This is a genomic window from Pseudomonas sp. B21-054 (assembly GCF_026016345.1).
Classification (GTDB): Bacteria; Pseudomonadota; Gammaproteobacteria; order Pseudomonadales; family Pseudomonadaceae; genus Aquipseudomonas.
Map to the genome: position 1 here is coordinate 931,691 of NZ_CP087204.1, position 12,871 is coordinate 944,561.

A 12,871-nucleotide genomic window follows, 5' to 3' on the forward strand; every position below is an offset into this window, starting at 1 on the left:
ATAGCCAGGAAATCTTTCAGCAGCCTTGCAGACCCGGTTGTGAATAGCAGACGCCGAATCACGGTTCGGCGTCGGTTTTTCCAGTATTGCGCGTAGGACTTAATGAACCAGCATGCCGGTAAACCAGTAGGCCTGGGCCAACGTGATCAGGCCGACAATCGTTGCAAAGAATAGGCTGTGTTTGAGGGTGAAACGGAACAGATCCGATTCCTTGCCCACCAGCCCGGTCGCCGCGCAGGCCACCGCGATCGATTGTGGCGAAATCATCTTGCCGGTCACGCCGCCGCTGGTGTTGGCCGCGACGAGCAGGGTGTCGTTGACGCCGATCTGGTGCGCGGTGGTGGCTTGCAGCGAGCTGAACAGCGCGTTGGATGAGGTATCGGAACCGGTCAGGAACACGCCCAGCCAACCCAGGAACGGTGAGAAGAACGGGAACGCTGCGCCCGTACCGGCCAATACCAGGGCCATGGTCGACGACATGCCCGAATAGTTGGTGACGAAGGCGAACGCCAACACCATGCCGATGGACAGGATCGGCCAGCGCAGTTCGAAAAGTGTCTCTTTGAAAGTGGTAAGACCAGTCTTGACGTTGATTTTCAGCACCAGCATCGAGATCAATGCGGAGAAGAAAATCGCCGTGCCGGTGGCGGAAACCGGATCAAGCTTGAACACGGCCGGAATGGCGGTGGGGTTGATCACGATGGGCGCGACCTTGATCACCATCTGATCCAGGTGCGGGATGGCGAAGTTGAACACCCAGCCATACATCGAGCCGCCCGCGGCGAACATCGCCTTGAATGGCTTCAGGGTCCAGATCGTCACCAGCACGGTGAGGATCAGGAACGGCGACCATGCCTTGATGATTTCCCCCAGGCTGTAGGGCGACGCCACGGTGCTGCGCGGCTGACCGAAACCGCCGACGCTGGCGGTAACGGCTGCGCTGGAGGTGGCGCCGGCAATCTGCGCACCGGCGGTGCGCTTGGGCTGCCAGATTTTCAGAAACAGCGTGAGAGAGATCAGGCTGGCCAGGGCCGAGGTGATGTCTGGCAGTTCCGGGCCGATGAAGTTAGAGGTGAAGTATTGGGTAATGGCGAAGCTCAAGCCTGCCACCAGCGCCGCCGGCCAGGTTTCCCGCACGCCGCGCAGGCCGTCCATCATGAACACCAGCCAGAACGGCACGAACAGCGACAGCAATGGCAACTGGCGACCGGTCATGGCGCCGATCTTGAACGCATCGATCCCGGTGACCTGGCCGGCCACGATAATCGGAATGCCCAACGCGCCGAACGCCACCGGGGCGGTGTTGGCAATCAGGCACAGGCCTGCGGCATACAGGGGATTGAAGCCCAAGCCGACCAGCAACGCGGCCGTGATCGCGACCGGCGCGCCGAAGCCGGCGGCACCTTCCAGGAAGGCACCGAAGCAAAAGCCGATCAGCAGCACTTGCAGGCGCTGGTCATCGGTAATCGACAGCACCGAGCTGCGGATCACTTCGAACTGGCCGCTCTTGACCGTCAGTTTGTACAGGAACACTGCGGCGACGATGATCCAGGCGATGGGCCACAGGCCGTACGCAAAGCCATAGCCGGCGGCGGCGAACGCCATGTCTGCCGGCATCTGGAAGGCAAAGATCGCCACGATAATCGCCAGCGCCAGGGTGATGCTGCCAGCCACGTGCCCCTTGAGGCGAAACACCGCCAGGGCCAGGAAGAAAAATACGATGGGAATGACGGCCGCAAGTGCGGACAAGCCGAGGCTGCCGAGTGGGCTGTAGAGCTGTTGCCAGGTTTGCATCATGGGAGGGCCCCTAATTGTTGTTGGTCAGGCACTGGTCAGCGGTCTTGGGCAATTGGTAATACCAATTTACAATCGCTGTTGGCTAGGGTAAAAGCCTTGGTTGTCGCGTGTCAATTTGCCGCTCTGAAACTTTCGTCGAATAAGCGGTGCAGAAGGCATCTGATCTGTTTGCAAAAACGGCTTTTGCTGGGTGTGGACAACGCCCGGATGGGCCAGAATAGAGAGCCCGGCGAGCCGTCGGGATCGTGGAGAATCGAGTTATGGGGTTTGATCAGATTCGTCAGCGCCGTTTGTCCGACGATATTGTCGAGCGGCTTGAAGGAATGATCCTTGAGGGCACGTTGAAGTCTGGCGAACGGCTGCCGGCCGAACGGGCCCTGGCCGAGCAGTTCGGCGTATCGCGCCCTTCGTTGCGCGAGGCGATCCAGAAACTGGCCGCCAAGGGCTTGCTCGTCAGTCGCCAGGGCGGCGGTAACTATGTCGTGGAGTCGCTGGGCTCGACGTTCAGCGATCCGCTGCTGCAACTGTTGGAAAGCAATCCCGAGGCGCAACGTGACTTGTTGGAGTTTCGCCACACCCTGGAAGCTTCCTGTGCTTATTACGCGGCACAACGGGCCACGGACGTGGATCGCGAACGGCTGACGGCGGCGTTCGAAGAGCTGCAGGATTGTTATTCACGCCATGAAGAAGTGAGTCGGGCGGAGGAGGGCGCGGCGGATGCCCGGTTCCATCTGGCAATCGCCGAGGCGAGCCATAACGCAGTGTTGCTGCACACCATTCGTGGGTTGTTCGACCTGCTCAAGCGCAACGTGGTGACCAACATCGGCGGCATGTACAAGCAGCGCAGTGAAACCCGCGACATGCTGATCAGTCAGCACCGGGAATTGTACCAAGCCATTATGGACGGGCACGCCGAGCAGGCGCGGGAGGTGTCCAGCCGACATATTTTGTATGTACAGGAAGTCTTGGAAGAGGTGCGTCAGGAAGTGCAGCGGGTGGCGCGGGCGGAGCGGCGCAAGGGGATGTGAGCGAGCTTGCTCGCGAAAGCGGTCAGTCTGATCCATCAATGCTGAATGTGTCGCCGTCATCGCGAGCAAGCTCGCTCCCACATTGGATCCTCAGTGAACACAAGGCTGTGTATCGCCGAGATCGGATGTGGGAGCGAGCTTGCTCGCGATAGCGGCCCCAAGGGCGAAGGAATCAGTCTTCCTTGCCCTTGTTGCGCACCGCGCGCTGCAGCTCGCGACCGGCGTCGCGTTCGCGTTCGGTATCGCGCTTGTCGTATTCCTTCTTGCCCTTGCCCAGGGCAATCTCGCACTTGATCAAGTGCTTGCTCCAGTACAACGACGTGCAGACGCAGGTGTAGCCCTTCTGCTGCACGGAGGCGAAGAGCTTTTCCAGCTCGCGCTTGTTGAGCAGCAACTTGCGCGAGCGCACCGGGTCGGCAATCACGTGGGTGCTGGCGGTGGTCAGCGGCGTGATGTGACTGCCCAGCAGCCAGGCTTCGCCGTCCTTGAGCAGCACATAGCTGTCGACCAGTTGCGCCTTGCCGGCACGCAAGCTCTTTACTTCCCAGCCGGCCAGGACCATGCCAGCCTCGAAACGCTGTTCGATGAAGTAATCGTGTCGCGCCTTTTTATTTTGCGCGATGGTCCCTGTGGGGTGTTTCTTCTGTTTAGCCATAGGGGCGGCATTATAGGCAGTTGCGTGCGTGTCGGCTACGGTGAAGCTGCGTGCTTGAGCACGTTGAGTGAATCCCGGACAATGCGGCCTCTTTTTTGAACGCTTGGGCGTGATCACGATGTCGACAGACAAGGTTTCTGTCCACGGCAGTTGGGCTAGCCGCTGGGTCTTCATACTCGCGGCGACCGGTTCTGCCGTGGGGCTGGGTAGTATCTGGAAGTTTCCGTACATGGTGGGCGTCTACGGCGGCGGCGCCTTCGTATTGATGTTCCTGGCGTGCATCGCGCTCATCGGCGCACCGGTGATGCTGGCCGAAACCCTGATCGGTCGTCGCGCCCGGCAGAGCCCGGCGAATGCCTTGAAGGTGTTGGCAGTGGCGGCGGGACATTCGCCCAAATGGTCGTGGGGCGCGTTCGCCGGCATGATCACGGCGCTGTTGATCCTGTCTTTCTATAGTGTGGTCGGCGGCTGGTCGCTGGACTACATCATCGACATGGGACGTGGGGATTTTCAGGGCGCCACGCCGGACCAGGTGGGCGCCTATTTCGGCAACGTCATCGCCGACCCTTGGAGATTGACCCTCTGGCACACGATTTTCATGGTGCTCTCCGCCGTGGTGATCGCCCGTGGCGTGGTTGCCGGGCTTGAGCGCAGCCTGCGGATCATGATGCCGTTGCTGTTCGTGATGATCCTGGTGCTGCTGGGATACAGCATGACCACCGGACATTTCATGGAAGGCGTGCATTTCATGTTCGACTTCAAGCCGGAGAAAGTCCTGGACGGCTTGCTGCCGGCCATGGGGCATGCGTTTTTCTCCCTGAGCGTCGGGGTCGGCTCGATCATGATCTACGGCGCCTACATGCCCAAGAGCGCGTCGCTGACCCGCACCGTCGTCGGCGTCGCGCTGTTGGATACCTTCGTCTCGCTGCTGGCCGGTGTGGCATTGTTTCCGATTGTGTTTGCCGCGGGCCTGAATCCCAGTGAAGGGCCGGGGCTGATGTTTGTCAGCCTGCCCTTTGCTTTCGGCAGCATGGCGTTCGGCCAAGTGATGGGTGTGGTGTTTTTTGTCCTGGTGGCCATCGCGGCCTGGAGTTCGGCCATTTCCCTGCTGGAGCCCATGGTGGCTTACCTGGTTGAGCGAACCCGTCTCAGCCGCGCCTGGGTGACATTCTGGCTGGCTTTCACCTGCTGGTTCGTGGGGCTGGGGACGGTTTTTTCCTTCAATATATGGAAGCAGGCGAAGTTTTTCGTGAACGAAGACGGGCTGTTCCGTCTCTACCAGTGGGGAGCAACCGGAGGGCTGGATTTCTTCGGCGTGATTGATTTCTTCACATCACGGATCATGCTGCCATTGGGTGGTTTGTGTTTCGTAGTGTTTGCAGGATGGATCATGGGCCGTGAAGCGGTGCGTGATGAGTTGTCGCTGCGCAACCCTGTATTGTTCGCCTTGAGCCTGTTCTTGATGCGCTATGTGGCGCCCATCGGCATTCTCGTAGTGTTTGCCGCCCAGCTGTGGAAGTGACGCTTACATGACGACACATATTCAACGCTCGGCCTTGCTGCCCTACCCGGCGCAGGCGCTCTATGACCTGGTCAATGATGTGGCGAGTTATCCGCAATTCTTGCCTTGGTGTTCTTCTGCCGAGGTGCTTGAGAGTTCCGAAACCCACATGCGCGCCAGCCTTAACATCGCCAAGGGTGGATTGAGTCAGCGCTTCGTCACCCGCAATACCCTGGTGCCGGGGCAGTCCATCGAAATGAACCTGGAAGAGGGGCCTTTCAACCAACTTCACGGCGTCTGGGTATTCAAGCCGCTCGGTGAAAAAGCCTGCAAGATCAGCCTCGACCTGTCATTCGATTACGCCGGCCCGCTGGTGCGAGCCACCTTGGGGCCGTTGTTCAATCAGGCGGCCAATACCCTGGTCGACGCGTTCTGCCAGCGCGCCAAGCAGAATGCCGAGCTCAAGCGTTGATTGAAGTCGAAGTGGTGTATGCCTCTGTCGAGCGCCAGGTCCTGCGTACATTTGCAGTGCCGGAGGGCACGAGTGTTCGCGCAGCGTTGCTGGCTTCAGGTATGACGGATGCGTTCCCGGAACTGGATCTGGCGACTTGCCCGGTCGGGATTTTTGGCAAAGTGGTCGCTGATCCAGATCGCCAGGTGGTGCAGGCGGCTGATCGGCTGGAGATTTATCGACCGTTACTGGCTGATCCGAAAGAAATTCGTCGCCTGCGTGCGGCCAAGGCTGCCCTGGCGCGACAATCGGAGCAGTAACCCGGCCGGGATTACAGGCGTTAAAAAACCCGGCATGCCGGGTTTTTTAATGTCGCTGCTTATTGCGGCGAGGTATCCAGAGGTTCTGGCGTCGGGACAGGTACGGTCTCGACGTTGTCCACATCCTTCTGGATCTGGTCCAGCAACGAACCTGGCTTGACCGGTTTTTCCGGTTTTGGCTGTTCGGTATTCTGGGTCGGGTCGGTGACCGTCGTGCCGCTGTCCTTGCCCATGATGGCCTCGTCGCGGCTCACGCCCGGCATGAAATCGCCCGACAGGCTGACGAGTTGGTCATTGGGGTTAAAGATAACGCTGATGCGTTCCTGCTGGCGCTCACCGCCGCCTGGCTGCAAGCTGTACAGATAATCCCAGCGATCGGCATGGAACGTGTCGGTCAGCAGGGGGTTACCCATGATAAACCGTACTTGCCGACGGGTCATTCCCGGGCGTAACTGGTCTATCATGTCCTGCGTGACGACATTGCCCTGCTGGATGTCGATTTTGTAAACCCCGGGGAATGAACAACCGGCGAGTGCGAGCAGTCCCACAAAGGTGAAACTGGTTAGCAAGAGCTTGGTGTTTTGCATCGGTGGGCGACTTCCACTATCTTGGCTGGGACAACGTAAACGCCGATCATACCCGCATTAAGAGAAGCTGCGAAGCAGCATCGCGAGAAAGCTGACCATGGTTGAAAATAGCGAACTACGCAAAGCCGGCCTCAAAGTGACCCTTCCACGGGTCAAGATTCTACAAATGCTCGATTCCGCCGAGCAACGCCACATGAGTGCCGAGGATGTCTACAAGGCGCTGATGGAGGCTGGTGAGGACGTCGGTCTGGCCACGGTTTACCGTGTCCTGACCCAGTTCGAGGCAGCTGGCCTTGTGGTGCGGCACAACTTCGACGGAGGCCATGCGGTCTTCGAGCTGGACGACGGCAAGCATCACGACCATATGGTCAACGTCGAGACCAGCGAAGTGATCGAATTCTTCGATGAAGAAATCGAGCGTCTGCAGAAAGCAATCGTCGACAAGTATGGCTTCGAGATGGTTGATCACAATCTCGTACTGTACGTACGCAAGAAAAAGTAAGCATGTCGCGCGAACTTAAGGTTCGCGAAACGAACGAAGGCGACCCCAGGGTCGCCTTCGTGCTGTCTGTCGTTCTTAGATTTTCGCGGTAACGACCATTTTTTTCGCGTGGGCCAGGGACTCCTTGGTGAGATCGATGCCTCCCAGCATCCGCGCCACTTCCTCCACCCGCTCGTTTTTGTTGAGTTTGGACACTGCGGTACGCGTAGCGTCCTGGCCGCGCACCTTGTGCACGAATAAATGCTGGTGTCCCTGAGCGGCGACCTGGGGCAGGTGAGTGACCGTCAGCACCTGGCCGCGCTCCCCCAGTCGGCGCAGTAACTGGCCGACAATCTCCGCCGTTGGCCCGCCAATGCCCACGTCCACTTCGTCGAATACCAGCGTCGGGACGCGCGAGGTCTGCGCCGTGATGACCTGGATGGCCAGGCTGATCCGTGACAGTTCACCGCCGGACGCCACTTTCGCCAGTGCCTTGAGAGGTTGTCCGGGGTTGGCGCTGACCAGCAATTCCACCTGCTCCATCCCGTTGGGTTGAAGCTCGTCACCGGCGTTGGGGCGCAGTTCGATGGTGAAGCGGCCACCGGGCATGCCCAGGCGCTGGATTTCCTGCTCCACGGCGCTGGCCAGGCCAGTCGCGGCTTGACGGCGCAGTTCGCTGAGCTCGTTGGCTTTTTCCTGATAATGACGGGCATAGGAGGCCAGTTCGTCCCCCAACCGCTCGATGGACTCATCGTTGGCGTTCAGGGTTTCCAGTTCTTCTAGCAAGCGTTGCTGGAGTTCGGCGACATCGGTTGGCTGGACGCGGTGTTTGCGTGCCAGCGTATAGATAGTGTCCAGGCGCTCTTCCAGATATTGCAGGCGTGCCGGGTCGGCGTCGAAATGATCAAGGAACCGATTCAGTTCCCCGACCGCTTCTTCAACCTGAATCTGCGCGCTCGTCAGCAGGTTGGTCGCTTCGCTGAGGGCGCCCACCGAATTGTTGACGCTGGAGAGTCGGTTCAGGCTCGCTGTCAGCGCGTTAAGCACATTGCCTGAATCGTTTTCGCTGCATTGCTCGACCACTTGTCGGCAGATGCCCAGCAGGGTTTCGGCGTTGGTCAGGTTCTTGTGTTCCTGCTCCAGTTCCTCCAGTTCATGTTCGCCCAGGGCCAGGTTCTCCAGTTCTTCAAGCTGATAGCTCAATAACTGATGGCGGGCACGCTGTTCGTCACCGGAGTTTGAGAGACGGTCCAGCTCCTGGCGAGTCTGGCGCCAGCGTTGGGCGGCTAGCTGCACCTGGCGAGCCAGATCGGTGGCGCCGGCGTATTCGTCCAGCAGGCGGCGATGGGTATCGGTCTTGAGCAGCGACTGGTGTTCATGCTGGCTGTGGATGTCGATCAGCAGTTCGCCGAGGGCCTTGAGGTCGCCCAAGGGGCAGGGCGTGCCGTTGATGTAGCCTCGGGAGCGGCCTTCGGCGGTGATGACCCGGCGAAGGATGCACAAGCCGTCGGTGTCCAGGTCGCGTTCGGCCAGCCAGGTGCTGGCCTCGGGAATATCGACCAGGTCGAAGGTGGCCAGGATGTCGGCCTTGTCCGCTCCGGGACGCACCACGCCACTGTCGGCGCGATCACCCAGCGTCAGGCCCAGGGCGTCGAGCATGATGGATTTGCCAGCACCGGTTTCACCGGTGATCACGCTCATGCCTCGATCGAGTTCGAGGTCGAGGTGTTCGACGATGGCGTAGTTATGTACGGACAGGTGCACCAGCATAAGGCCGCTCCCAGGCTTTAGGTCTGGTTATTTATACAGTGTTTTGTTTCGGGCTGACAATGCCTGTGCTTAGCTCGATTTGCTTGGGTGCAGGGATTTCTTAGCGCTGCCTGGAATGAAATGCAGCTGTTTTTTGTAAGGTTAATTCGTCGGACGGCCCTTGAAGCTTAAAAACCCGGCCCCATATACCGGGGCAGAAGCGCGAGTCGAGCTCGCGGACGAAGTTGAAAGGAGAAATCTATGGCTGACGAACAGACGCAGGATACGCAAAATCTAGACGCCAATCAGGCTCCCCAGGATTCGGGTGACGACCTGGCGGCACGTGTACAAGTGCTCGAGGAGCAGCTGGCCGGTGCGCAGGATCAGGCGTTGCGTGTAGCAGCCGACCTGCAGAATGTCCGCCGTCGCGCCGAGCAGGATGTAGAAAAGGCTCATAAATTCGCCCTGGAACGTTTTGCCAGCGACCTGCTGCCGATCATCGACAGCCTGGAGCGCGGCCTGGAGCTGTCCAATCCGGACGACGAAAACATTCGTCCGATGCGTGAAGGCATTGAGCTGACCCTGAAAATGTTCCAGGACACCCTCAAGCGTTATCAGCTCGAAGCCATTGATCCACATGGCGAACCCTTCAATGCCGAGCACCACCAGGCCATGGCGATGCAGGAAAGCGCAGACGTCGAGCCCAACAGTGTCTTGAAGGTTTTCCAGAAGGGCTATCTGCTCAATGGTCGCCTGTTGCGCCCGGCGATGGTTGTGGTCAGCAAGACGCCGGCACCGGTTTCGCCTTCTATTGATGAGCAGGCTTGAAATCGGGCAAAACGGCCCCCATTAAGAAGTCAAGCGTTTAAGTGCTACCGCAGTTAGCCACCACTGCTGCGGCAACAAAATCCAAGTTCCGGGAGAGTTAACATGGGCAAGATTATCGGTATCGACCTGGGGACCACCAACTCGTGCGTCTCCGTGCTGGAAAACGGCAAGGCCAAAGTAATTGAAAACGCTGAAGGCGCGCGCACCACGCCGTCGATCATTGCGTACGCCAACGATGGCGAAATCCTGGTTGGCCAGTCGGCCAAGCGTCAGGCAGTGACCAATCCGCATAACACCCTGTACGCGGTGAAGCGTCTGATCGGTCGCAAGTTCGACGAAGAAGTCGTTCAGAAAGACATCAAGATGGTGCCTTACAAGATCGCCAAGGCTGACAACGGCGACGCCTGGGTTGAAGTGAACGGCCAGAAAATGGCGCCGCCACAAATCTCGGCTGAAATCCTGAAGAAAATGAAGAAAACCGCCGAAGACTACCTCGGCGAAGCGGTGACTGAAGCGGTCATCACGGTGCCTGCCTACTTCAACGATAGCCAGCGCCAGGCGACCAAAGACGCCGGCCGCATTGCGGGCCTGGACGTAAAACGTATCATCAACGAACCGACCGCGGCTGCTTTGGCCTACGGTATGGACAAGGCCAAGGGCGATCACACCGTGATCGTTTATGACCTGGGTGGCGGTACCTTCGACGTTTCCGTGATCGAGATCGCTGAAGTCGATGGCGAGCACCAGTTCGAAGTACTGGCGACCAACGGCGACACCTTCCTCGGTGGTGAAGACTTTGACATCCGCCTGATCGACTACCTCGTCGATGAGTTCAAGAAAGAAAGCGGCATGAACCTCAAGGGTGACCCGCTGGCCATGCAGCGCCTGAAAGAAGCCGCTGAAAAAGCCAAGATCGAGCTGTCCTCGAGCCAATCGACCGACGTGAACCTGCCGTACATCACTGCAGACGCCACCGGTCCGAAGCACCTGAACGTGAAAATCTCCCGCGCCAAGCTTGAAGCGCTGGTGGAAGACCTGGTTCAGCGCACCATCGAGCCTTGCCGCATCGCGATGAAAGACGCCGGTATCGACGTTGGCGCGATCAACGACGTGATCCTGGTCGGCGGCCAGACCCGTATGCCGCTGGTTCAGAAGCTGGTGACCGATTTCTTCGGTAAAGAAGCGCGTAAGGATGTGAACCCGGACGAAGCCGTTGCCATGGGTGCTGCCATCCAGGGCGCCGTTCTGGCCGGTGATGTGAAGGATGTTCTGCTGCTCGACGTCAGCCCGTTGACCCTGGGTATCGAAACCATGGGCGGCGTGATGACCGCGCTGATCGAGAAGAACACCACGATTCCTACCAAGAAATCCCAAGTGTTCTCGACGGCCGATGACAACCAGGGCGCCGTGACCATCCACGTGCTGCAAGGCGAGCGTAAGCAAGCGGCCCAGAACAAATCCCTGGGCAAGTTCGACCTGGCCGAGATTCCACCGGCTCCACGTGGCGTGCCACAAATCGAAGTGACCTTCGACATCGACGCCAACGGCATCCTGCACGTCGGCGCGAAAGACAAGGCCACCGGCAAGACCCAGTCGATCGTGATCAAGGCCAACTCCGGTCTGTCCGAGGAAGAAATTCAGCAGATGGTTCGCGATGCTGAAGTCAACGCCGAGGAAGACCGCAAGTTCGAAGAGCTGGCCAGCGCCCGCAACCAGGGCGATGCCCTGGTGCACTCGACTCGCAAGATGGTCGCTGATGCTGGCGAGAAAGTGACTGCGGAAGAGAAAACCGCCATCGAAGCGGCCGTGGTTGCCCTGGAAGCTGCCGTTAAAGGCGACGACAAGGCGGCCATCGAAGCGAAGATCGAAGAGCTGTCCAAGGTCTCCGCGCCAGTGGCTCAGAAGATGTACGCCGAGCAGGCTCAGCCCGCTGAAGGCGCGGCTGCCCAGGGCGAATCGGCCGAAAAAGCCGACGACGTCGTGGATGCCGAGTTCGAAGAAGTGAAAGACCACAAGTAATCGCTTGTTGGTCGGCCGGTTGACTGCATTTGTGCGGTGGCTGGTAGGATGTCGCCGCGCGGGAGCTTGCTCCCGCGTTGGCGTGTCTGGAGCCAGTGAATTTTTACAGCATGCGACAACGCTCGGATGCTGGCGGTGTGATCGGGAATGCTCCTGCTTTCCGAACGACGGACACTGCGTTTTGGCCGGGGCCCTGGCTGAAAAATTAAGACCAGGATCGTTGAATTGACGTGAGTTGGGTCCGGGCCTGTATTGGGGCTCAACGAGTTTGGCAAGGTTCAGGAGAGGTTTGCCGGACGTCCTATAAGAGTGCAAAGACTAATGGCAAAGCGTGACTTTTACGAAGTACTGGGTGTCGAGCGGGGGGCCAGCGAGGCAGACCTGAAAAAGGCCTATCGTCGCCTGGCGATGAAGCACCACCCGGACCGTAATCCCGGCGACAAAGCGTCGGAAGAAATGTTCAAGGAGGCCAACGAGGCCTACGAAGTCCTATCCGATTCGAGCAAGCGCGCGGCTTACGACCAATACGGTCATGCCGGTGTCGACCCAAGCATGGGTGGCGGCGGTGCCGGTTTTGGCGGGCAGAATTTCTCCGATATTTTCGGCGACGTGTTCAGCGATTTCTTCGGTGGTGGTCGCGGCGGTGCCCGTGGCGGCGCCCAGCGCGGCAGCGACTTGCGCTATACGTTGGAACTGAACCTGGAAGAGGCGGTGCGCGGTACTACCGTCAACATCCGCGTCCCGACGCTGGTCAATTGCAAGCCGTGCGATGGCTCGGGCGCCAAGAAAGGCTCATCGCCCGTCACTTGCCCGACCTGTGGCGGCATTGGTCAGGTTCGCATGCAGCAGGGCTTCTTCTCGGTGCAGCAGACCTGCCCGCGTTGCCATGGCCAAGGCAAGATCATTTCCGACCCGTGCGACTCCTGCCATGGCGAAGGCCGTGTCGAAGAGTACAAGACGCTATCGGTGAAGGTGCCGGCCGGTGTCGATACCGGTGACCGCATTCGTCTGTCCGGCGAAGGCGAGGCGGGTGCCCAGGGTGGCCCGACTGGCGACCTGTACGTCGTCATCAATGTGCGCGAACACGCGATTTTCCAGCGCGACGGCAAGCATCTGTTCTGCGAAGTGCCGATCAGCTTTGTCGATGCAGCCTTGGGTGGCGAGCTTGAGATCCCGACCCTCGACGGTCGCGTCAAGCTGAAGATCCCTGAAGGCACGCAGACCGGCAAGCAGTTCCGGATTCGCGGCAAGGGCGTTGCGCCAGTGCGTGGCGGTGGCGCGGGCGACCTGATGTGTCGGGTGGCGGTGGAAACTCCGGTGAATCTGAGTCGGCGCCAGCGTGAACTGCTGGAAGAATTCCGCAGCTCGCTGGCGGATGACAACAGTCATTCTCCGAAAACCACCGGTTGGTTCGAAGGCGTGAAGCGCTTCTTCGGCGATCTGTAAGGAGGTCGC

At 59.4% G+C, this 12,871-nt stretch carries 12 protein-coding genes; 8 read left to right on the forward strand and 4 right to left on the reverse strand.

What is annotated here, in order from left to right:
* Nucleotides 1–99 precede the first annotated feature (99 nt).
* A complete protein-coding gene (locus LOY70_RS03965) occupies nt 100–1,794 on the reverse strand; it encodes a lactate permease LctP family transporter (protein ID WP_265037964.1) in 1,695 nt (564 codons plus the stop codon).
* Between the two features lie 263 nt (nt 1,795–2,057).
* Between LOY70_RS03965 and LOY70_RS03970 the strand changes: the two genes are divergently transcribed.
* Nucleotides 2,058–2,825 (forward strand): FCD domain-containing protein, encoded by a 768-nt coding sequence (locus LOY70_RS03970; RefSeq protein ID WP_025211770.1) that lies wholly within the window; start codon nt 2,058–2,060, stop codon nt 2,823–2,825.
* A gap of 172 nt (nt 2,826–2,997) precedes the next feature.
* Here the strand turns inward: LOY70_RS03970 and smpB are convergent, their stop codons facing one another.
* Nucleotides 2,998–3,480 carry an SsrA-binding protein SmpB gene (gene smpB, locus LOY70_RS03975; protein WP_042730880.1) on the reverse strand — a complete coding sequence of 161 codons (483 nt, stop codon included), beginning with the start codon at nt 3,478–3,480 and terminating at the stop codon, nt 2,998–3,000.
* 118 nt (nt 3,481–3,598) lie between these two features.
* Between smpB and LOY70_RS03980 the strand changes: the two genes are divergently transcribed.
* The 3 genes from LOY70_RS03980 to LOY70_RS03990 are packed head-to-tail and all read left to right on the forward strand — an operon-like array spanning nt 3,599 to nt 5,752.
* Entirely contained in the window at nt 3,599–5,002 is a 1,404-nt protein-coding gene (locus LOY70_RS03980) for a sodium-dependent transporter (protein WP_265033510.1), read from the forward strand.
* Nucleotides 5,003–5,009: 7 nt separating this feature from the next.
* Nucleotides 5,010–5,453 carry a type II toxin-antitoxin system RatA family toxin gene (locus LOY70_RS03985; RefSeq protein ID WP_025211773.1) on the forward strand — a complete coding sequence of 148 codons (444 nt, stop codon included), beginning with the start codon at nt 5,010–5,012 and terminating at the stop codon, nt 5,451–5,453.
* On the forward strand, nt 5,450–5,752 hold the full coding sequence (locus LOY70_RS03990; protein WP_265033512.1) for an RnfH family protein: 303 nt from the start codon (nt 5,450–5,452) through the stop codon (nt 5,750–5,752). The genes LOY70_RS03985 and LOY70_RS03990 overlap by 4 nt, the downstream gene beginning before the upstream one ends.
* Before the next feature lie 59 nt (nt 5,753–5,811).
* Here LOY70_RS03990 and LOY70_RS03995 read toward each other — a convergent pair whose 3' ends face one another.
* Entirely contained in the window at nt 5,812–6,339 is a 528-nt protein-coding gene (locus tag LOY70_RS03995) for an outer membrane protein assembly factor BamE (RefSeq protein WP_123342835.1), read from the reverse strand.
* A 97-nt stretch (nt 6,340–6,436) separates the two neighbouring features.
* Between LOY70_RS03995 and fur the strand changes: the two genes are divergently transcribed.
* On the forward strand, nt 6,437–6,841 hold the full coding sequence (gene fur, locus LOY70_RS04000) for a ferric iron uptake transcriptional regulator (RefSeq protein WP_003197684.1): 405 nt from the start codon (nt 6,437–6,439) through the stop codon (nt 6,839–6,841).
* Nucleotides 6,842–6,916: 75 nt separating this feature from the next.
* Here fur and recN read toward each other — a convergent pair whose 3' ends face one another.
* Nucleotides 6,917–8,590, reverse strand: a complete 1,674-nt coding sequence (gene recN, locus LOY70_RS04005; RefSeq protein ID WP_265033585.1) for a DNA repair protein RecN — start codon at nt 8,588–8,590, stop codon at nt 6,917–6,919.
* A gap of 240 nt (nt 8,591–8,830) precedes the next feature.
* Here recN and grpE point away from each other — a divergent pair, with 240 nt between their 5' ends.
* From grpE to dnaJ, 3 genes are all read left to right on the forward strand, one after another.
* Nucleotides 8,831–9,397, forward strand: a complete 567-nt coding sequence (gene grpE, locus LOY70_RS04010; RefSeq protein ID WP_025211777.1) for a nucleotide exchange factor GrpE — start codon at nt 8,831–8,833, stop codon at nt 9,395–9,397.
* Between the two features lie 102 nt (nt 9,398–9,499).
* On the forward strand, nt 9,500–11,416 hold the full coding sequence (gene dnaK, locus LOY70_RS04015; RefSeq protein ID WP_265033588.1) for a molecular chaperone DnaK: 1,917 nt from the start codon (nt 9,500–9,502) through the stop codon (nt 11,414–11,416).
* 321 nt (nt 11,417–11,737) lie between these two features.
* Complete coding sequence (gene dnaJ / locus LOY70_RS04020) at nt 11,738–12,862, forward strand: molecular chaperone DnaJ (RefSeq protein WP_003177841.1); 1,125 nt, start codon at nt 11,738–11,740, stop codon at nt 12,860–12,862.
* The last annotated feature ends 9 nt before the right edge of the window (nt 12,863–12,871 follow it).